General features: G+C 69.6%; 15 protein-coding genes and 1 riboswitch. Of the genes, 9 read left to right on the forward strand and 6 right to left on the reverse strand.

Translation table 11 applies throughout. The features are described from left to right. Positions 1–411 precede the first annotated feature (411 nt). The gene (locus ACSYGN_RS15760) at positions 412–2,052 is read left to right on the forward strand and encodes a DUF5691 domain-containing protein (protein WP_460396060.1); all 1,641 of its coding nucleotides are present in this window, start codon (positions 412–414) and stop codon (positions 2,050–2,052) included. Between the two features lie 48 nt (positions 2,053–2,100). Here the strand turns inward: ACSYGN_RS15760 and ACSYGN_RS15765 are convergent, their stop codons facing one another. Then, positions 2,101–2,523, reverse strand: coding sequence for a cobalamin B12-binding domain-containing protein (locus ACSYGN_RS15765; protein WP_460396062.1), 423 nt, complete (start codon positions 2,521–2,523; stop codon positions 2,101–2,103). Positions 2,524–3,210: 687 nt separating this feature from the next. Between ACSYGN_RS15765 and ACSYGN_RS15770 the strand changes: the two genes are divergently transcribed. Both ACSYGN_RS15770 and ACSYGN_RS15775 read left to right on the forward strand, forming a co-directional pair. Beyond that, positions 3,211–4,086 carry an esterase/lipase family protein gene (locus ACSYGN_RS15770; protein WP_460396064.1) on the forward strand — a complete coding sequence of 292 codons (876 nt, stop codon included), beginning with the start codon at positions 3,211–3,213 and terminating at the stop codon, positions 4,084–4,086. A gap of 312 nt (positions 4,087–4,398) precedes the next feature. Beyond that, a complete protein-coding gene (locus ACSYGN_RS15775; RefSeq protein WP_460396066.1) occupies positions 4,399–5,955 on the forward strand; it encodes a M23 family metallopeptidase in 1,557 nt (518 codons plus the stop codon). A gap of 57 nt (positions 5,956–6,012) precedes the next feature. Here ACSYGN_RS15775 and ACSYGN_RS15780 read toward each other — a convergent pair whose 3' ends face one another. Then, entirely contained in the window at positions 6,013–8,595 is a 2,583-nt protein-coding gene (locus ACSYGN_RS15780; protein ID WP_460396068.1) for an ATP-dependent DNA helicase, read from the reverse strand. Between the two features lie 365 nt (positions 8,596–8,960). Then, positions 8,961–9,132, forward strand: a riboswitch (cyclic di-AMP (ydaO/yuaA leader). Positions 9,133–9,140: 8 nt separating this feature from the next. Between ACSYGN_RS15780 and ACSYGN_RS15785 the strand changes: the two genes are divergently transcribed. Further along, positions 9,141–10,328, forward strand: a complete 1,188-nt coding sequence (locus tag ACSYGN_RS15785) for a C40 family peptidase (RefSeq protein WP_460396071.1) — start codon at positions 9,141–9,143, stop codon at positions 10,326–10,328. Between the two features lie 379 nt (positions 10,329–10,707). Here the strand turns inward: ACSYGN_RS15785 and ACSYGN_RS15790 are convergent, their stop codons facing one another. Continuing rightward, positions 10,708–11,325, reverse strand: a complete 618-nt coding sequence (locus tag ACSYGN_RS15790; RefSeq protein WP_460396073.1) for a TetR/AcrR family transcriptional regulator — start codon at positions 11,323–11,325, stop codon at positions 10,708–10,710. 109 nt (positions 11,326–11,434) lie between these two features. On the opposite strand from ACSYGN_RS15790, the gene ACSYGN_RS15795 reads away from it, so the two are divergent. The 5 genes from ACSYGN_RS15795 to ACSYGN_RS15815 all read left to right on the forward strand — a co-directional run bounded on the left by ACSYGN_RS15795 (position 11,435) and on the right by ACSYGN_RS15815 (position 16,397). Then, complete coding sequence (locus ACSYGN_RS15795; RefSeq protein ID WP_460396075.1) at positions 11,435–12,385, forward strand: quinone oxidoreductase family protein; 951 nt, start codon at positions 11,435–11,437, stop codon at positions 12,383–12,385. A gap of 60 nt (positions 12,386–12,445) precedes the next feature. Continuing rightward, complete coding sequence (locus ACSYGN_RS15800; RefSeq protein WP_460396077.1) at positions 12,446–13,795, forward strand: ferredoxin reductase family protein; 1,350 nt, start codon at positions 12,446–12,448, stop codon at positions 13,793–13,795. 234 nt (positions 13,796–14,029) lie between these two features. After that, a complete protein-coding gene (locus ACSYGN_RS15805) occupies positions 14,030–14,827 on the forward strand; it encodes an ABC transporter ATP-binding protein (RefSeq protein ID WP_460396079.1) in 798 nt (265 codons plus the stop codon). Between the two features lie 10 nt (positions 14,828–14,837). Then, on the forward strand, positions 14,838–15,599 hold the full coding sequence (locus tag ACSYGN_RS15810) for an ABC transporter permease (RefSeq protein WP_460396081.1): 762 nt from the start codon (positions 14,838–14,840) through the stop codon (positions 15,597–15,599). Between the two features lie 15 nt (positions 15,600–15,614). Beyond that, positions 15,615–16,397 carry a MerR family transcriptional regulator gene (locus tag ACSYGN_RS15815; protein ID WP_460396084.1) on the forward strand — a complete coding sequence of 261 codons (783 nt, stop codon included), beginning with the start codon at positions 15,615–15,617 and terminating at the stop codon, positions 16,395–16,397. An 11-nt stretch (positions 16,398–16,408) separates the two neighbouring features. On the opposite strand, the gene ACSYGN_RS15820 is transcribed toward ACSYGN_RS15815, so the two are convergent. Genes ACSYGN_RS15820 through ACSYGN_RS15830 form a run of 3 tightly spaced genes read right to left on the reverse strand, consistent with a single transcriptional unit; the run spans position 16,409 to position 17,876 of the window. Continuing rightward, positions 16,409–16,762 (reverse strand): hypothetical protein, encoded by a 354-nt coding sequence (locus ACSYGN_RS15820; protein ID WP_460396086.1) that lies wholly within the window; start codon positions 16,760–16,762, stop codon positions 16,409–16,411. Between the two features lie 56 nt (positions 16,763–16,818). Next, positions 16,819–17,067: a DUF397 domain-containing protein gene (locus ACSYGN_RS15825; protein ID WP_460396088.1), complete on the reverse strand. Its 249-nt coding sequence runs from the start codon at positions 17,065–17,067 to the stop codon at positions 16,819–16,821. After that, positions 17,064–17,876: a helix-turn-helix domain-containing protein gene (locus ACSYGN_RS15830; RefSeq protein WP_460396090.1), complete on the reverse strand. Its 813-nt coding sequence runs from the start codon at positions 17,874–17,876 to the stop codon at positions 17,064–17,066. Before ACSYGN_RS15830 ends, ACSYGN_RS15825 begins: the two co-directional genes overlap by 4 nt. Positions 17,877–17,939: the final 63 nt, after the last annotated feature.

Genomic DNA, 17,939 nt, shown 5'->3' on the forward strand with positions numbered 1-17,939 from the left:
TGCCGCCGCCGGACTCCGGCTCCTGCCTGGGCGGTCACGGTCGCAGGGTCCGGAACCTCGCGGGGTGCTGCTGCCGCCGCGCAGGGAGCGGCACGGGCCGCTACCACCGTGCGTGGAGGGGCACACGCTGCTGACGCCGTACGAAGTGCGGCACGGGCCGCTGCCGCCCCGCAGCGCACGGCCCGAAGGGCCGATAGGGGGTCTGGGGGCGCAGCCCCCAGGGACGGGAACGGGAAGGGGCGGCGGGGGCGAAAACCCCTGCCGCGCGGCCTCGGCGTCCGCCGGCATCCGCACGTCCCGGCACCCGGCCCCGCCCACCCACGACGGCCGCCCGAGCGGCGTCAGCAGCCGCACCACCAGCCGCACCGCAACACCCCACCACAGAGCCAGTCACACCACGGGAGGACCGCATTGAACGGGAACGGCACCGACACCGCCCCCGCCACCGCGGCGGGGTCGTCATCCGCCGCTGACGCCTGGGAGACGCTGGTCACCACGGCCCTGCTCGGCACCGACCGGCGGCCGCCCGCCGGGTCCGGCCCGGCCCGGGAGGCCCCGGTGGCGCTGCTGGACGCGGCGGCCGTGGAGACCGTACGGCGGCGGGCCGGGCTGCGTCCGGCCCGCGCGGCGCGGCGGCCCGACCCGGCGCCCGCGGATCCGCGCCCGGCGCTGCCCGCCGCGGCGGTCCGCAGGCTCGCGATGCTGCTGACCGACCGGCCCGGCACGGCCGGTGGCCGCAGAGGCACCGCGCCGGACCTGATGGAGCTGCTGCCGCAGTGGCTCGCCACGGCCAACGCGCACGGCTACGCGGCACCCCCGCAGATGCTCCCCGCACTGCTGGACGCGGCCCGGGGCCGTACGGATCTGAGGGCGGCGGCACTCACGTTCACGGGCCCGCGCGCCCTGTGGCTGGCCCGGCTGAACCCGGACTGGCGGTTCGCCCTGCGCACCGCCCCGGGGTCCGGCAGCCGTCTGCCCGACACCGAGGACCCGGAGCGCATACGGCAGTTGTGGCAGGAGGGGCTGTTCAGCGAGCGGGTCGCCCTGCTCGCCGCGCTCCGCGCCCGGGACGCCTCGGCCGCGCGCGAACTGCTGGCGACGACGTGGGCGACGGAGCGGGCGGAGGACCGGCTGATGTTCCTGGACTCGCTGCGCACCGGACTGTGCGCCGGGGACGAGCCGTTCCTGGAGGAGGCACTCGGCGACCGCAGCCGCAACGTACGGGCGACGGCGGCCGAGCTGCTGTCGGCGCTGCCCGGTTCGGCGCTGGCCGCGCGGATGGCGGTCCGGGCCGGCACCTGTGTGGCCGTCGACCGCACCCAGGGCTCACCGGTCATCGTGGTGGAGGCGCCGCCGGAGTGCGACGCGAGCATGGAGCGGGACGGTGTCGTCGCGAAGCCTCCGGCAGGACGGGGGGAACGGTCTTGGTGGCTGGGTCAGTTGGTGGAGTCGGCGCCGCTCGGGACCTGGCAGCGGCGGCTGGGCGGACGCTCGCCGGGCGACGCGGTGGCGCTGCCCGTGGCAGACGACTGGCGGCCCGAACTCCACGTGGCCTGGTGCCGGGCCGCGGTGCGACAGCGGGACACCGAGTGGTCCCGCGCACTGCTCGGTTCGCCGTCGGCCCCGCAGTCGGCCGGGCCGGGCGCGGTGTCCCTGGCCGAGCGCGCCAAGCTGCTCGGCATCCTGGATCCGGCCGAACGCGCCGAGTGGGTCGCCGGTTTCATCGCGACGCACGGCTTGTCCGAGGCGTTCCAGTTGCTCGGGGTGTGTGCCGTGCCCTGGTCGGGGCCGCTCGGCCGGGCGGTGGTCGACGCGCTCAACATCGCGCGAGATGCGGGGAGTTACCCGTGGAGCTTCAGCGGGGTGATGGGACTGGCCGAGCGCTGCCTGGATCCCGCGGAGGCGGCGCGGCTGGACGGGCTGCTGGCGGTGCCGGACGAGTCGGAGGACTCCTCACCGGGCGCCGGAGGGTACTGGGCGGAGGCGTTCCAACGGCTGGTCACGACACTGCGCCTGCGCGCGGCGATGGCCGACGAACTGGCGGCGCCGTAGCACCCGGCCCGCTCCCCCAGCCCAGCCCGCTCCGCCAGCCCAGCCGGCTCAGCCGCCCGAGGGGGCCGGCTGCCTTACGTTCGCCCGCACCCACTCGACGATCGACTGCATCGTGGCCCCCGGTGTGAAGATCGCCGCGACACCCTTCTCCTTGAGCGGCGCGATGTCGTCGTCGGGGATGATGCCGCCGCCGAAGACGACGATGTCCGCGGCGTCACGCTCCTTGAGGAGGTCGATCACGGCGGCGAAGAGCGTGTTGTGCGCACCCGAGAGGATGGAGAGGCCGATGGCGTCGGCGTCCTCCTGGATCGCCGTGTCGACGATCTGCTCGGGCGTCTGGTGGAGCCCGGTGTAGATGACCTCCATACCGGCGTCGCGCAGGGCACGCGCGATCACCTTGGCCCCGCGATCGTGGCCGTCGAGCCCCGGCTTGGCCACCACCACGCGGATCGGACCGGCTGCCACACCCATCACTGCCTCCATGAAGCGACTGCGTCCATCCGTGCCGGATCCGGCCGCCCCGAACCCGCCCGTACCGACAAGTACCGCACATGCCGAGCGTTTCGACCATGCCGTGCGTTCCCCGCGTCGCACACCGGCCGGGGAAGTGAACGAACGTTATCGCCAACATCCTGCAACCGGCAGTTTCACGGTGCACACCGAGGGGGAAATCACACGGTGGGACACATTCGCCGCGCACGGTTCCAGGATTCCGCGGCCCACGAGCCGCATGAGGCAGCGGCCCGAGAGCCGCGCCGGGAACCGACGCAAGGGGAGCCGCTACAAGGTCGCCGCACCACCGCGCCGCCATCCGCGCGCCGCGGTGGTGCGGCGTATCGGCAGGCGTACAACGGGCACACAGGGCAGACGGGGCGGGCAGCACAGACCAGCAACGCCGGTCGGGCAGACCGGGCAGGACAGGCAGGGCGCGACGACAGGGAACCACGTCGTGTCACCGCCGATGCACACAGAGATGCCGACAGAGCACGAGCACCACATTCAGCACACGGCGCACGCACCGCGCACACCGCAAGCGCCACACGCCCCACCCACCCCGCATGACCCGCTCACGCCCCGCCGGTCACCTCCGCAGCGGTTTCCCCCGAGGGCACACGTGGGGACAATGGTTTCGTCACGCGTGCCGACAGGAGGTCGGCCATGAAGGCAATCGGGGCAGTGCAGCCCTTTCTCCCGCTCTGCCGGCGTCTGCTGCCCGAGAGGCTGGCAGGACTCTCCCTCGCCCTCCTCAAGGCGACCGCCCTGGAGTTGGCGATCCTGGTGGGCCACCTCTTCATGTATCCGTCCGGCATCTTCGAGGAACGCCAGGACGGCGACCCCCCGGCCGCCGCCCCGCCGGACGGAACGGCCCGGCTTCCGAGAGAGGCCGCGCCACCGGTCGTGCTGCTGCACGGCTTCATCGACAACCGCTCGGTCTTCGTCCTGCTGCGCCGCAGCCTCGCCCAGCACAGCAGGCAGCGGGTGGTGTGCTTCAACTACTCCCCGCTGACCTTCGACATACGCAGAGCGGCCGAGCAGCTCGGCAAGCTGATCGCGGACATCTGCGAGCGCACCGGCAGCGACCGGGTCGACATCGTGGGGCACAGTCTGGGCGGCCTGATCGCGCGGTACTACGTGCAGCGGCTCGGCGGCGACGACCGGGTCCGCACGCTGGTGACGCTCGGCACCCCGCACTCCGGCACCAAGGCCGTCCCCCTGGCCGACGCCCATCCCATCGTGCGCCAGATGCGCCCCGGCTCCGACGTGCTTGAGGAACTGGCGCTGCCCGCCCCGGGCTGCCGGACGCGGTTCGTCAGCTTCTGGAGTGACCTCGACCACCTCATGGACCCGCTGGAGACCGCCGGTGTCGACCACCCCGACCTGCTGGCGCAGAACGTGCGGGTGACCGGCATCGGCCACCTCGCCATGCCCGTGCACCCGGCGGTCGCAGCGGGGATACGGCAGGCCCTGGACGCCGACGAGACGGAGACGGTGGCAGGGGTCGTGTCCGGCCAGGGCGGCCTGACCGTCGCCTGACGCTTGAGCGCCGCTGACTGCCGCCTGACTGCCGCCTGACCGCCGACCGACCGCCGCCGTTCCCCCGCGACTCCCCCGCAACTCCCCGACACCGACCCGATCACCGACGGGTCACAGTCCGGTCGCGCCCCGACAACTTCGAACAGGCTTCGAACAAAAAGCCAAACCCGTGCCCGCCGTCCCCCGAAAGACGGCCGAATGCCCGTTTCCGCCTGTCACGAAACCTGCGGAAGATTGTCGCGCCCTCATACCGACGGGTACAGTCGCCGCACTGCTCTGGCAGCCCCTGTAGTCGAGGCGAAAGAGAAGTTGGTGAACGACCGTCACCCGTCGGGGACCGTGACCTCCCCGGCCCCGGCTTCCGATGCCGCCTCGGCGCAGTACGCGTCGTACGGCGGGCAGGACGCCCAGTACGGCGACTTCACCACCTACGGCGGCTACGACGGCGCGGCCTACGCCACCGGCGGCTACGACGCCTCGGGCTGGACCACCGGCGCCCACCAGACCACCACGTACCAGGACCCTTACGCGGCCCAGCAGCAGACGGGCTACGACACCGGCGGCTACGACGCGACCGCCTGGTCCACCGGGTACGGCACGCAGGCCACGATCCCGCCGCAGGGCACCGGACCCGAGATCTCCGGCCAGTGGGACGCAAGCGGCTGGCTCCAGCCGGACCAGACCAACACGGCCGCCGACCAGACCCAGCACTGGGAATGGGGCACCCAGACCTTCGAGACCGGCGCCTACGACGCCACGCAGTGGAACAACGGTCACCAGGACCCGGCACCGTACGACCAGCCGGACACCACGTCCTACGACACGTCCTACGACCACCAGGACTACCAGGACCACGTGGCCCAGGCGCCCCAGGACCAGCAGACGGCCGTACCGTTCGACCAACTGGAGACCGCCACCTTCGAGGCGTTCGAGGACTTCGAGGGTCCGGCGGGATCGGCAAGCTCAGCGGAATCGGCGGGTGCGGGCCGTGCTGAAGGCTCCGGATACGACGAGGCAGCCCCGGAGGGCGGCGGTCCGTCCGCCCCCGACGCGGGCGAGCTGCCCGCCGAGGTCCCCCCACTGCTGGAGGACCAGGAGGAGTACACCCCGCTCCCCGCCTCCCGCAGCGCGGCTCGCTCACGCCGCCGTACCCCCGCGAAACGCTCCGCGCTCCTCACGGTGGCCGTGCCCTCTGTGTGTGTGATGGGTGTGGCCGGTGTGGCCGCCGCGTCCGTCGGCAATCTGACCGGTGGCGACAAGGAGACCTCGGCGTCCGCCTCGGACGCGCAGTCGGTGAAGCCGTCCGTCGCGAACAACAAGCTCGACACCCAGCTCGCGAGTCTCGCCGCGGGCGCCGACGACTTCGCCGACCGGGCCAGCCGTACGCAGGAACGTATCGACCTCAAGGCCGAGCGGGTGGCCGAGAAGAAGAAGGCCGCCGAGGAGGCCGCCCGCAAGGAGCGGCTGCGCCCCAAGTTCGCCATCCCGGTCGCACAGCGGGGCCTGAGCGCCTACTTCGGCCAGGCCGGCGTCAACTGGATGTCCGTGCACACCGGCATCGACTTCCCGGTCTCCTACGGCACCACCGTGATGGCCGCGACCGACGGCGTCGTCAGCACCAAGTGGAACAGCGCCTACGGCAACATGATGATCGTGACCGCGAAGGACGGCACGGAGACGTGGTACTGCCACCTCTCCACCTACCGCGTGGCCTCCGGTACGACGGTCAAGGCCGGTGACCCGATCGCGTACTCCGGGAATTCCGGCAACTCGACCGGCCCGCACCTGCACTTCGAGGTGCGCCCGGCCGGAGGGTCCCCCATCGACCCGCTCCCGTGGCTGCGCAGCCACGGCCTCGACCCGACGTAGCACCGGCGGCGGCCGGAGGGAGCAGGGAGTTCCCGCCCCGCGCCCCGGTCCTGCCGCCTACAGCTTCTCCACCGGCGCGTACCGCAGCAGCAGCTTCTTGGGCCTGTCGTCGCCGAAGTCGATGGTGGCCACGGCATCGCCGCCCGTGCCCTGGACCCCGACGACGGTGCCCAGCCCGAACTGGTCGTGGGTCACCCGGTCCCCGACCGCGAGAGACACCACCGGCTTCTCCGACGTCCGGCGTGTGGCGAACCCCGACGCGCCCGACGCCGACGAGCGTGAACGCGACGACGACAGCGAGGCCGCGACACCCGCCACCGGCCTGGAGGAGACGGGAGCGACCGCTCCGGTGCGCTTCCACTCCAGATGCGCGGCCGGGATCTCCTCCAGGAAGCGGGAGGGCGGATTGTAGGAGGGCTGGCCCCAGGCGCTGCGCAGGGTGGAGCGGGTCAGATACAGCCGCTCCCGCGCGCGTGTGATCCCGACGTAGGCAAGGCGCCGCTCCTCCTCCAGCTCCTTGGTCTGGCCGAGGGCGCGCATGTGCGGGAACACGCCGTCCTCCATGCCGGTGAGGAAGACGACCGGGAACTCGAGGCCCTTGGCGGTGTGCAGGGTCATCAGGGTGATGACGCCCGAGCCGTCCTCCTCGTCGTCCGGGATCTGGTCGGAGTCGGCGACCAGCGCGACCTGTTCGAGGAAGTCGGCGAGCGTGCCACCGGAGGCCACAGCGGCCACGCCTCCCGCAGCCCCCGCAGCCCCCGCAGCCTCAGTGGCAGCCGCAGCCTCAGTGGCCGCCGCAGCCTCAGTGGCCGCCGCAGCGCCCTCGCCGCGCGCCTGCTCGAACTCCAGAGCCACGGCGGCGAGTTCCTGGAGGTTCTCGATACGGGTCTCGTCCTGCGGATCGGTGGACGCCTGCAACTCGGCGAGATAGCCGGTGCGTTCGAGGACGGCCTCCAGGACGGTGGCCGGTCCGGCGCCGGACTCGACGATCGTACGGAGTTCCTCCATCAGCACGTTGAACCGCCTGACGGCGTTCGTCGACCGGGCCGCCATGCCGTACGCCTCGTCGACGCGGCGCAGCGCCTGCGAGAAGCTGATCCGCTCGCGCTGGGCGAGCGCGTCGATCATGGCCTCGGCGCGATCGCCGATGCCGCGCTTGGGGACGTTGAGGATGCGGCGCAGCGGAACGGAGTCCTCCGGGTTGGCGAGCACCCGCAGATAGGCGAGGACGTCCCGGACCTCCTTGCGCTCGTAGAAGCGGACGCCGCCGACGACCTTGTAGGGCAGGCCGACGCGGATGAAGACCTCTTCGAAGACACGGGACTGGGCGTTGGTGCGGTAGAACACGGCGACGTCACCGGCCCTGGCCTCGCCCGCGTCCGTGAGGCGGTCTATCTCGTCGGCGACGAACTGCGCCTCGTCGTGCTCGGTGTCGGCGACATAGCCGGTGATCCGGGCGCCCGCGCCCGCGTTGGTCCACAGGTTCTTGGGGCGGCGGGACTCGTTGCGCTCGATGACCGCGTTGGCCGCGCTCAGGATGGTCTGCGTGGACCGGTAGTTCTGCTCCAGCAGGATCGTCGTGGCGTCCGGGTAGTCCTCCTCGAACTGGAGGATGTTGCGGATGGTCGCGCCGCGGAAGGCGTAGATCGACTGGTCGGCGTCGCCCACGACGCACAGTTCGGCGGGCTGGAGGTCGTTCTCGCCGGGCGGTACGTCCACCGGGCGCTCCGCGGTGCCGACCAGCTCGCGCACCAGCGCGTACTGGGCGTGGTTGGTGTCCTGGTACTCGTCGACGAGGACATGACGGAAGCGGCGGCGGTAGTGCTCGGCGACGTCCGGGAAGGCGCGCAGCAAATTGACCGTCGTCATGATCAGGTCGTCGAAGTCGAGGGCGTTCGCCTCGCGCAGCCGGGACTGGTAGAGCGCGTACGCCTGGGCGAGGGTCTTCTCGAAGCCGTCGGCGGCCTGGGCGGCGAAGTCCTCCTCGTCGATCAGCTCGTTCTTCAGGTTGGAGATCTTGGCACTGAAGGACTTCGGCGGGTAGCGCTTGGGGTCGAGGTCCAGGTCACGGCAGACGAGCGCCATCAGACGCTTGCTGTCGGCGGCGTCGTAGATCGAGAAGGAGGAGGTGAAGCCGAGCTTCTTGGACTCCCGGCGCAGGATGCGCACGCATGCGCTGTGGAAGGTCATCACCCACATCGCGTTCGCCCGCGGCCCGACGAGCTGCTCGACGCGCTCCTTCATCTCGCCGGCGGCCTTGTTGGTGAAGGTGATCGCGAGGATCTGGCCCGGGTGCACGCCGCGATCGGCCAGCAGATACGCAATGCGGTGCGTGAGCACACGGGTCTTGCCGGAACCGGCTCCGGCCACGATGAGCAGCGGGGTGCCGGAGTGCGCGACGGCGGCGCTCTGGTTGTCGTTCAGCCCCTCCAGCAGGGCGGCCGGATCCACGGCGGGGCGCGGGGCGCCGTTGCGGTAGTACTCGTCCCGGTCCGGAGGCACGTCGAACTTCCCGCCGAACAGATCGTCCGGAAGCGACTCCGGTACGTGTTCGTCCTCGGGCGGCGGCGGGGGCTCCTCGTCATGGCCCCGCGGGGCCTGGAGATCCGCCAGGAAGCTGTCGTCAAAGAGGCTGCTCATCGCTCTCCGAGTCTAGGACCCCCCACTGACAACCCGGGCCCGCTCCGGGAATCCCCCGGCGGCACCGCCGGGCGTACGCGGACCCGCGCACGGACCAGGACGCATCAGGCACGCGGACACCGGCGACCGGGCACATCGCACCCGGGCCGCACCCGGGCCGCATCCGAACCGCCCCCGGACCAGACCATCCCCCGTCTCGGACAAGCGGTCGCAGATCCCCCCATAAGGACGACGACAAAGCCTCACCGAGGTGAAGGTCACAAATTAGTATCGGGCATATCGGCCATCAACCTTCACAGAGGCCACACGAGTTGGCTACCGTGCCGGGCAGGCCGCACGACCCCCACCGGCGAACGTCGCCGGGCCGCGCGGCTCCGCCGAGTCCGGTGCGCCCCCACGGCAGCCGGAGCCGGGGACCCAACCGAACTTGGGGTGAATCGGCCCGTATCCCCGCCGGGATAGGGACCGTAGGGCAACCCTTCCGAACCACCCGCCCGAACCCGACAGCTAACCCGGTAGGCGGAACGTGGAAGGAGTCGCCTCCCTTGGCGTCGCACCGCAAGTCGCGCCCCGCCGGCCCGCGCGTCGCAGGCATACGCACCCCCGCCATCGCCACGGCCGCCGCCCTCACCTCCGTGGCCCTTCTCTCCCAGACCGCCAACGCGGCGCCCTCGGACGACAGACCGAGCCTGGAGGAGGTCCAGAAGAAGGTCGACGACCTCTACCGCCAGGCCGAGTCGGCGACCGAGAAGTACAACGCGGCCAAGGAGAAGTCCACTAAGCAGCGGAAGCGCGTCGACACCCTCCTCGACGACGTCGCCAAGCGCACCCAGAAGCTCAACACGGCCAGGGAGCAGCTGGGTTCCTTCGCCGCCGCCCAGTACCGCACGGGCGCCGCCGAACCCGACACGGCGACCTTCCTCCTCGCGGACTCTCCGCAGGACTACTTCGACCAGACGCAGTTGATGAGCCGTCTGACCAACCGCCAGAAGGGCGCGGTCGACGACTACATCAGCGAGCAGTCGGCGACGATGAAGAAGCGTCAGGAGGCCGCGCAGAGCCTGGAGGCGCTCACCACGTCGCAGACGGACCTGAAGACGGCCAAGGCCACGGTCCAGACGAAGCTCACCGACGCGCGTGACCTGCTCTCGAAGCTCAACGCCGAGGAGAAGGCCCGGCTCGCGGCGATCGAGAAGAAGAAGCAGGAAGAAGCCGCAGCCAAGGCCGCCGAACTGGCGAAGCAGCAGGCGGCGGCCGAGAAGGCAGCGGCAGAGAAGGCGGCCCAGGACAACGCGTCCTCGGGCTCGTCCTCGGATTCGTCCTCCTCCTCATCGGGCTCTTCATCAGGCTCGTCGTCTTCCTCGGACTCGACCTCGACGAAGGCGGAGAAGGCGCTGGCGTTCGCCCGGGCGCAGATCGGCAAGCCGTATGTGTGGGGCGCCACCGGCCCCGGCTCCTACGACTGCTCGGGCCTCACCCAGGCCGCATGGAAGGCGGCGGGCGTCAGCCTCCCGCGTGTGACGTACGACCAGGTCAACGCAGGAACGACGGTCTCCGTTGCCGACGCGAAGCCGGGTGACCTGATCTTCTTCTATTCCGATGTCAGCCACGTCGGTCTCTACATCGGCAACGGCATGATGATCCACGCCCCGAAGCCCGGCGCGTACGTGCGCGAGGAGTCGATCTACTACGGCGGCGCGTCGATCATCCACAGCGTGGTGCGGGTGGCCTGACCGCCTCTGGGGCCGCTTCAGATCTGTCGGATTCTCAGCGATCTGTCGTCAAGTTGTCGTCTGTGACAGATCGCCGAGAATCGCCCCCGTCCCGTCGCAATGACGCTGTCGGATTCTCACTCGTTCTCGTTCGAGCTGTCGGATTCTCATTGCGTCGCGTACTGATGAGCGGCGGTGTATGCCTCGTTCGTTTGATCTCATTTCTCTGGTCCGGTTCTCGCTGTACCCGTCACGGCCGCTTTCGGCAGGTATGGGGAGCCCGGGGTGGCAACGGACCTCGGCCTGGTCGACGTCGAGTGGGCTGAAGGCGAGGGTGGCGGGCGGAGGAAGTCCGTACTGGAGGCGGGGTCCCGGGTTCCGTTCGAGTCTCTCCGGCGGGTTACGCCGGTGGCGTGCCGGCCAGGCCGTGCAGGAGCAGGTCGGTGAGGGTGTCGAGGATCTCGTCGTCGCTGGCGGCGGGGCCGTGGGTGTCAGCGGTGAGGATGGCGTAGCCGAGGCCGGAGACCATGGCGCCCATGGCGGCGGCGACCAGTGTGGGGTCGCCGGGTAGCTGGTGCCCGTGGGACTGCAGGTAGCGGAGGTGGTCGCGGAGTACCTCGGTCTCGGTGGCGAGATCGCGCCAGGCCCGGCCCGATCCGAGGTCCGCCACGATGCGGGACTGGGTCAGGGCGACCACGACCGGCAGGTGGTCGCGGAACATCTGCCAGCCGACGGCGAGGTGGCCGCGTAGTTGGTCGCGGTCGCTCAGGTCGTGCTGGGGCGGGTAGTCGCCGGCGTCGATCTCGTGGTCGATCTGGGCGTTCATGTCGGCCAGCAGAGCTTGGAGCAGTTCTTCCTTGCCCGTGTAGTGGTCGTAGAAGGATCCGGTGGCGCGGCCGGCGGCCGCCGTGATGTCGCCGATCTTCGTGTTCAGGTAGCCGCGCTCGGCGAACAGCCGCCGGGCGGCGTCCTTCAGTGCCGCCTCGGTCTGCGCCGCCCTGGTCTTGCGTACCCCCACCGGCCCTCCCATCGGTCCTTGACTGCCCATGATGACCCATCCTACTCTGAATCCAGATTCACCGAATGCCGATTCGGTGAATCTGGATTCAGCCAAGAGGGGAGTCGCAATGAAGGCAGCAGTGATCAGCGCAGTGGGCAAGACGCCCGAGTTCGGGGAATTCGCCGAGCCGGTGGTGGGTGAGGGCGAGGTGCTGGTCCAAGTGAGCGCGGCAGGGTTGCACCCGATCGTGCGCGCCCTGGCCAGCGGCGAGCACTACGGCAGCGACGGCGACTACCCGATGGTTCCCGGGGTGGATGGGGTCGGCAGGCTGGCCGACGGCACCCGCGTCTACTTCGGGGGCGTGCGCTCGCCCTTCGGCACGATGGCGCCAGTGGCTGCGGCCCCGCACGGCATGTGCGTACCGTTGCCCGAAGCTCTGGACGACGTGACCGCCGCCGCGATCATGAATCCGGGCCTGGCAGCCTGGCTCGCGCTGACTTGGCGCGCGAATCTGCAGGCTGGGGAGACGGTGCTCGTGCTGGGCGCCACCGGCGTGTCGGGCCGCCTCGCGGTGCAGCTGGCGCGGCGCCTGGGCGCCGGTCGGATCATCGCCGCGGGCCGCGACGCGGCCGCGCTCGACCGGCTGGGCGTCGACGCCACCGTGCAGCTGGGAGGGACCGACGACGCGGCCGCAATGAGCGCGGCGGCCGGTGACGTCGGGATCCACGTCATCGTCGACTATCTGTGGGGCGCGCCCGCCGAGGCCGCGATCACGGCGATCAGCCGTCGCGGGATGACCCATGGCGCGCCCCGCGTCCGCCTGGTCGAGGTGGGGCAGTCCGCCGGCCCGTCCATCACGTTGCGTGCGGACGTCTTGCGCAGTTCAGGTCTGGAGATCCTCGGCAGTGGGGTGGGTACGGTGCCCCTGGCCGACCTGAGAAAGGCGGTCCCGGAGTTCCTTCGGATAACGGCATCCGGAGAGCTTTCGATCGACATCGACGAAGTGGCGCTGAGCGATGTCGCCGCGGCATGGCGGCAGCGGTCCGGCGACGGCCGGCGCACCGTGCTGCTCCCCTGAGCCTTTACCTAGGGACTGCCCTGGTGCCGCCACCGGCACCAGGCCGCTGAGAGGCCGATCATGCCCTTCCTGATCGCGATGGCGGCGTACGCCGTCCGGATCGCGCGCCGTCCCCTGGACGCGCGCCTGAAGAAGCGTCACGCGGGTCCGCTGACCGTGAGCACCCTGGGCGTCCTGCTGCTGCTGGCCTGGGACCGGTTGCGGCCGACGGACATCAGTGCCGGCTACTTCCTCGGCGAACTCGCCGGAGTGTGCACCGTCTACCTGATGACCCTGGCGCTGGTGCTGGCCACCCGGCTGACCTGGCTGGAGCAGTGGTTCGGCGGCCTGGATCGGATGTATGTGTGGCACAAGCAGTACGCCCTGTGGTCCATGCTCCTGCTCGCCCCCCACATCCTGCTCACCCAGACCGCGGCAGAGAACATCGGCCCCGATCAGGCCACCCAGCTGGCCCGCACCGGCCTCGTCCTCGGAATCGTCTCGGCGGTCGGTCTGCTCGTACTGGTCGCCGTGTCGCTGGCCCGCGTCGGCCGGATCCTGCGCCTGCCCTACGAGCGCTGGCTACTCCTGCACCGTGCCACCGGCCTGTTGGTCCTGCTCGCCCTCGTCCACGGCTGGGCCATGGATCCCGTGATCGGCGGGTCCACCGCGCTGCGGGTCGTGTATCTCACCATGGGCGCCGTCGGCTTGGCGGCGTACGGCTACGACGAACTGATCCGGCGGCGCCGGGAACCCCGGGCCGACTATACCGTCCACCGCGTCGAGCGACCCGCGGTCGGCATCACCGACGTCACCCTCACCCCGACCGGCCCGGTCACGCTGCCCGTGATGGGCGGCCAGTTCGTGTACTTGCGTATCGGAGGCAACCACGCCCGGCGTGAGCACCCCCTCAGCGTCGCCGGAACGTATCCAGACGGTTCGGTGCGCCTGACCATCCGCGCGCTCGGCCGCGGCACCCGCTCCATCTACGCGGACCTGCGCGAGGGACTGCCCGCGACCCTCACCGGCCCGTACGGCATGTTCGATCACACCCTCGGCGGCCCTCGGCAGATCTGGATCGCCGGGGGCATCGGTATCGCACCCTTCCTCGGCTGGCTCGGCGAGCCGGACGACGCGTTGCCCCGAGCGGACCTGTTCTACTGCGCCCCCAGCCTCGACGAGGCGCCTTTCCTGACCGAACTGACCTCAGCTGCGAGCGATCACCCCGGTCTACGGGTTCATCCGCACTTCAGCAAGGCCGAGGGCCACCTCACCGTCGACCGGATCGAGGCCATCACAGGCCCACTCGCCCCCGACACCCACGTGTTCCTCTGCGGCCCCGCCTCTCTGACCAAGAGCCTCATGCGCAGCCTCCGGGCCCACGGCATCCCTGGGGATCACCTGCACACCGAGTACTTCGCCTTCCGCTGATGATCACCCTGTGACTGCGGCCCGTTCAGCCACGCCGATCAGTTGGCATCGCCGCCAGGGAATGCCGGTGTGGTCGGCGGTGGCCCGCATCTGCGGTTGGCTCGCACCCGCGCCGGCGATCTGGACGCCGCGGTCGGAACGAGCTTGACCCTGACGCTGGGTCAACCCTCCATCCTTCCGGCAGGAGCTTCCTCGCAGTCGCGTGGAACAGCTCCGCGAAGGAGGGAAATGACCATGGTGGCCCAATCGATCGCCGGTCCGGCGATTCTCGTGCGGGGTCTGGAGAAGTCGTACGGGAAGCTCGAAGTGCTGCGCGGCGTGGACTTCGACGTGGCGCGGGGCAGCATCTTCGCCCTGCTCGGCTCCAACGGGGCGGGCAAGACCACGACCGTGAAGATCCTCGCCACGCTCCTGAAGGCCGACGCGGGGACGGCCGGCGTCCAGGGCTTCGACGTCGCCACGCAACCGGCGGACGTGCGGGAGTCCATCAGCCTCACCGGGCAGTTCGCGGCCGTCGACGAGATCCTCAGCGGCCGGGAGAACCTCGTACTCGTCGCCAGGCTGCGCCACCTCAAGGACCCGGGCGTGATCGCGGACGACCTGCTGAGCCGTTTCTCGCTGACCGACGCCGGCACGCGGATGGTGTCCACGTACTCGGGCGGGATGCGCCGACGGCTGGACATCGCGATGAGCCTCATCGGGAATCCGCCGGTGATCTTCCTGGACGAGCCGACAACCGGGCTCGACCCCGAGGCGCGCATCGAGGTGTGGCACGCCGTCAAGGAGTTCGCCGCGTGCGGCACGACGGTGCTGCTCACCACGCAGCACCTGCACGAGGCCGAACAGCTCGCCGACCGGATCGCGATCCTCCACAAGGGCCGGATCATCGCGAACGGCACCCTCACCGAGCTCAAGCAGCTCTTCCCGCCCGCCACGGTCGAGTACATCGAGAAGCAGCCGACCCTGGAGGAGATCTTCCTCGCGATCGTCGGCAGCGACGTCAAGACCGAAGCCACCGGCGCAGACAAGTAGGGGGACAAAGATGACCACGAATTTCTTCGCCGACACCGCTGTTCTCACCGGGCGGACCCTGCGCCATGTCACACGCAGCGTGGACACCATCATCACGACCGTCATCACGCCGGTCGCCATGATGCTGATGTTCGTCTACGTGTTCGGCGGCGCGATCGACACAGGGTCGGTTTCGTACGTGAACTACATGCTGCCCGGCATCCTGCTCATCACCATCGCGTCGGGCATCTCCTACACCGCGTACCGGCTTTTCACCGACATGAAGAGCGGGATCTTCGAGCGATTCCAGTCCATGCCGATCGCACGGTCGGGTGTGCTGTGGGCACACGTCGTCACCTCACTGGTCGCCAACCTGATCTCGCTCGTGATCGTCGTGGGCGTCGCGCTGCTCATGGGCTTCCGCACAGGGGCAGGAGTGGCGGCATGGCTCGCGGTCGCCGGCATCCTGTTCCTCTTCACCCTGGCCCTGACCTGGATCGCCGTGATTCCCGGGCTCTCCGCGTCATCCGTCGAGGGCGCGGGCGCCTTCGCCTACCCGCTTATCTTCCTGCCGTTCATCAGCTCGGCGTTCGTGCCCACGAAGACCATGCCCGGCCCGGTGCGCGCCTTCGCCGAGCACCAGCCGACGACGTCGATCGTCAACACGATCCGCGACCTGTTCGCCCAGCGGCCGATCGGCGACGACATCTGGACCGCCCTCGCATGGTGCCTCGGCATCCTCGTCGTGGCGTACGTCTTCGCGCTGGCCGCCTACCGCCGGAAAATCGCCTGAGGCAGGCTGAGACCCATGCTCACCATCAGCCAGCTTGCGACGTACGCCGGGGTGACGGTGCGGGCGGTACGCCACTACCACCAGATCGGGCTGCTCCCGGAGCCCGAACGCGACCGATCCGGTTACCGGTCCTACGACGCTGCCGCCGTCGTACGACTGATCCGGATCCGCACCCTGGCAGACGCCGGCGTGCCGCTGGCCCGGGTGCAGGAACTCCTCGACGCCGACCCGGAGGAATTCGCCGACGGCGTCCGGGAGATCGACAAGGACCTGCGCGCCGAGATCCAGCGGCTGCAGGGCACCCGCAGACGGCTCGCCCGGCTCTCCGCAGGAGAGCAGCTGGCGCTCCCGCAGAGCGTCGTGGACTATCTCGACCGGCTGCGCGGTCTCGGCGTCGAGGAGCGGTACATCGAGAGGGAGCGGGATGCCTGGATCATGGTCGCCGCCCAGGTGCCGCATCTGATCGACTCCGTGATCGCCAAGAAGCACGAGGAGCTGGACGACCCCGACATGGTGAAGCTCTACAGCCTTCTCAGTGGGGCACTCGACTACTCGGTCGACGATCCGCGGCTCGTCGAGATCGCCGACATCATGGAGCGTCTGATGATGCGTGCCATCGAGGCCGGCGAGGTAGGTGCCGACGGCTTCGACGACCAGTTCGTCGACCTGCTGGACAGAACCACGGTCGAGTCCTCACCGGCCGCCAAGCGGCTCCTGGCGATCCTGGAGGAGCGGGGCTGGAGGGGCTGGACCCGTATCGAGCGAGTGCCTGCCCACAGGACCGAGAACCTGCACTGACTCACGCTGGCTCACGTCCAAAGCACTGCGATGAAGATGTTCACCATGGTCAGCAGCCCGACCACCCCGAACAGGCGCTTGTCGACCTTCTCCTCGTCGCGCTGCACATAGACGATCCCGAGGATCACTATCAGCACGGCCAGCTTGATGCCGATCTTGGCGACGTTGACGTGCCCCCACTCGGACTGGGCGAGCCCGACGAGCACCATGCCGGTGACGAGCATGGTCAGCGCCCCGTGCAGCATCCCGGGAACGAAGCGGGCCGTGCCCTGGCCCATCGCCTTCATCTGGCTGAGAAACCCGCCGAGAAGCGCGGCGATGCCAATGATGTGCAGGCCGACGAAGAGATGAATGAGTACGTCCATGAGCGGACCCTAACCAGCCCGCCTGGCACCCCCGCACCCCACCCCCGACTCGAAGCTCAAGCGCCGGAGGACGCGTAGGCGACGAACGCGGCCCAAGCGGCTCCGGGAACGGTGAAGCGGGGGCTTTGGGGGCCTAGCTTCGAGTCTCGGATGTGGATGGTGTGGGGGCAGGGGGCTATTTCTATGCAGGCACCGCCCTGACTGTCACTGTGACTGAACTTGCGCCAGCCGCGTGCCACCTCAAGGCAGTTGCCACCCTCTGTGCCGCTGTAGCTGGACTTGAACCATCGCAGGTCCTGCGTCATGACCCCTCCGCTACCTCTCTGATGAATCTCTCGGACTCCGAAAGACTCAGCGCCTGGCGCAAGATCATCGCATGGCGCTGCGTGGCGATGCTGACACGGTCCGGATCCGAGTAGAGCACGCCCGTTGTCTGTCCTTCTTCGTACCCAAGATGCTCGTGTTCTGTCGTTTCCAGCAAGACGAGGGGCCCGTTGAGGCCCGGATGTGCACCGGCGATAGGCAGCACTTGCACGGTGATGTTCCGCTGCTCGGACAGTGCCAACAGGTGCCGCAGCTGATCCAAGTGAACTTCGGCGCCTCCAACCTCGTTGCGCAGCGCCGATTCACCGATCACGAAGCTGAACGATCTGGTCTGCTGTGCGAGGACGTCCTGCCTCTTCAGCCGCGCCATCACGCGCTCCTCGACTGTCTCATCGTCCAGCGGAGGCCAGTGGGCCTTGAGCAGCGCGCGAGCGGTCTCTGCCGTCTGCAGCAGACCCGGAATCAGCAGCGGTTCATACGAGCTAATCGAGATGGCCTCGGACTCGTACCGAATGAAATCCTGCGAGAACGTTGCGAACGGCTCCGGCTTCAGGTATTCCTGCGCAGCAACGAGCTTCCCACCCGCCTTGCACAGCTGATCCGCAATCTGCAACAACCGCAGAGTGGGCCGACGACGGCCGTTCTCCATGGACTTGACGTACTCGTAGTCGTAGCCGACTTCGGTCGCCAGCGCTTCCCGAGTGATACCGGCCTCGGCACGCCACATCTTGATCTGGCTGCCGCAGTACCGCCACGCAATCGGCGGCTGGGAGTTCACGATTGTCGCCATAGACACCTCCGCGAGCCCTGGTCAGGTACCGCCACGCTGCGTACCTGCACTGCTACTCGCGAG

It is taken from the genome of Streptomyces sp. YIM S03343, from assembly GCF_054729195.1.

Bases quoted from the DNA above. Each gene is read 5' to 3' on its own strand.
- ACSYGN_RS15765 (WP_460396062.1), bottom strand. From the start codon at position 2,523: ATGGGTGTGGCAGCCGGTCCGATCCGCGTGGTGGTGGCCAAGCCGGGG.
- ACSYGN_RS15810 (WP_460396081.1), top strand. From the start codon at position 14,838: ATGACCACGAATTTCTTCGCCGACACCGCTGTTCTCACCGGGCGGACC.
- ACSYGN_RS15770 (WP_460396064.1), top strand. From the start codon at position 3,211: ATGAAGGCAATCGGGGCAGTGCAGCCCTTTCTCCCGCTCTGCCGGCGT.
- ACSYGN_RS15830 (WP_460396090.1), bottom strand. From the start codon at position 17,876: ATGGCGACAATCGTGAACTCCCAGCCGCCGATTGCGTGGCGGTACTGC.
- ACSYGN_RS15825 (WP_460396088.1), bottom strand. From the start codon at position 17,067: ATGACGCAGGACCTGCGATGGTTCAAGTCCAGCTACAGCGGCACAGAG.
- ACSYGN_RS15815 (WP_460396084.1), top strand. From the start codon at position 15,615: ATGCTCACCATCAGCCAGCTTGCGACGTACGCCGGGGTGACGGTGCGG.
- ACSYGN_RS15820 (WP_460396086.1), bottom strand. From the start codon at position 16,762: ATGGACGTACTCATTCATCTCTTCGTCGGCCTGCACATCATTGGCATC.
- ACSYGN_RS15795 (WP_460396075.1), top strand. From the start codon at position 11,435: ATGAAGGCAGCAGTGATCAGCGCAGTGGGCAAGACGCCCGAGTTCGGG.
- ACSYGN_RS15780 (WP_460396068.1), bottom strand. From the start codon at position 8,595: ATGAGCAGCCTCTTTGACGACAGCTTCCTGGCGGATCTCCAGGCCCCG.
- ACSYGN_RS15800 (WP_460396077.1), top strand. From the start codon at position 12,446: ATGCCCTTCCTGATCGCGATGGCGGCGTACGCCGTCCGGATCGCGCGC.
- ACSYGN_RS15805 (WP_460396079.1), top strand. From the start codon at position 14,030: ATGGTGGCCCAATCGATCGCCGGTCCGGCGATTCTCGTGCGGGGTCTG.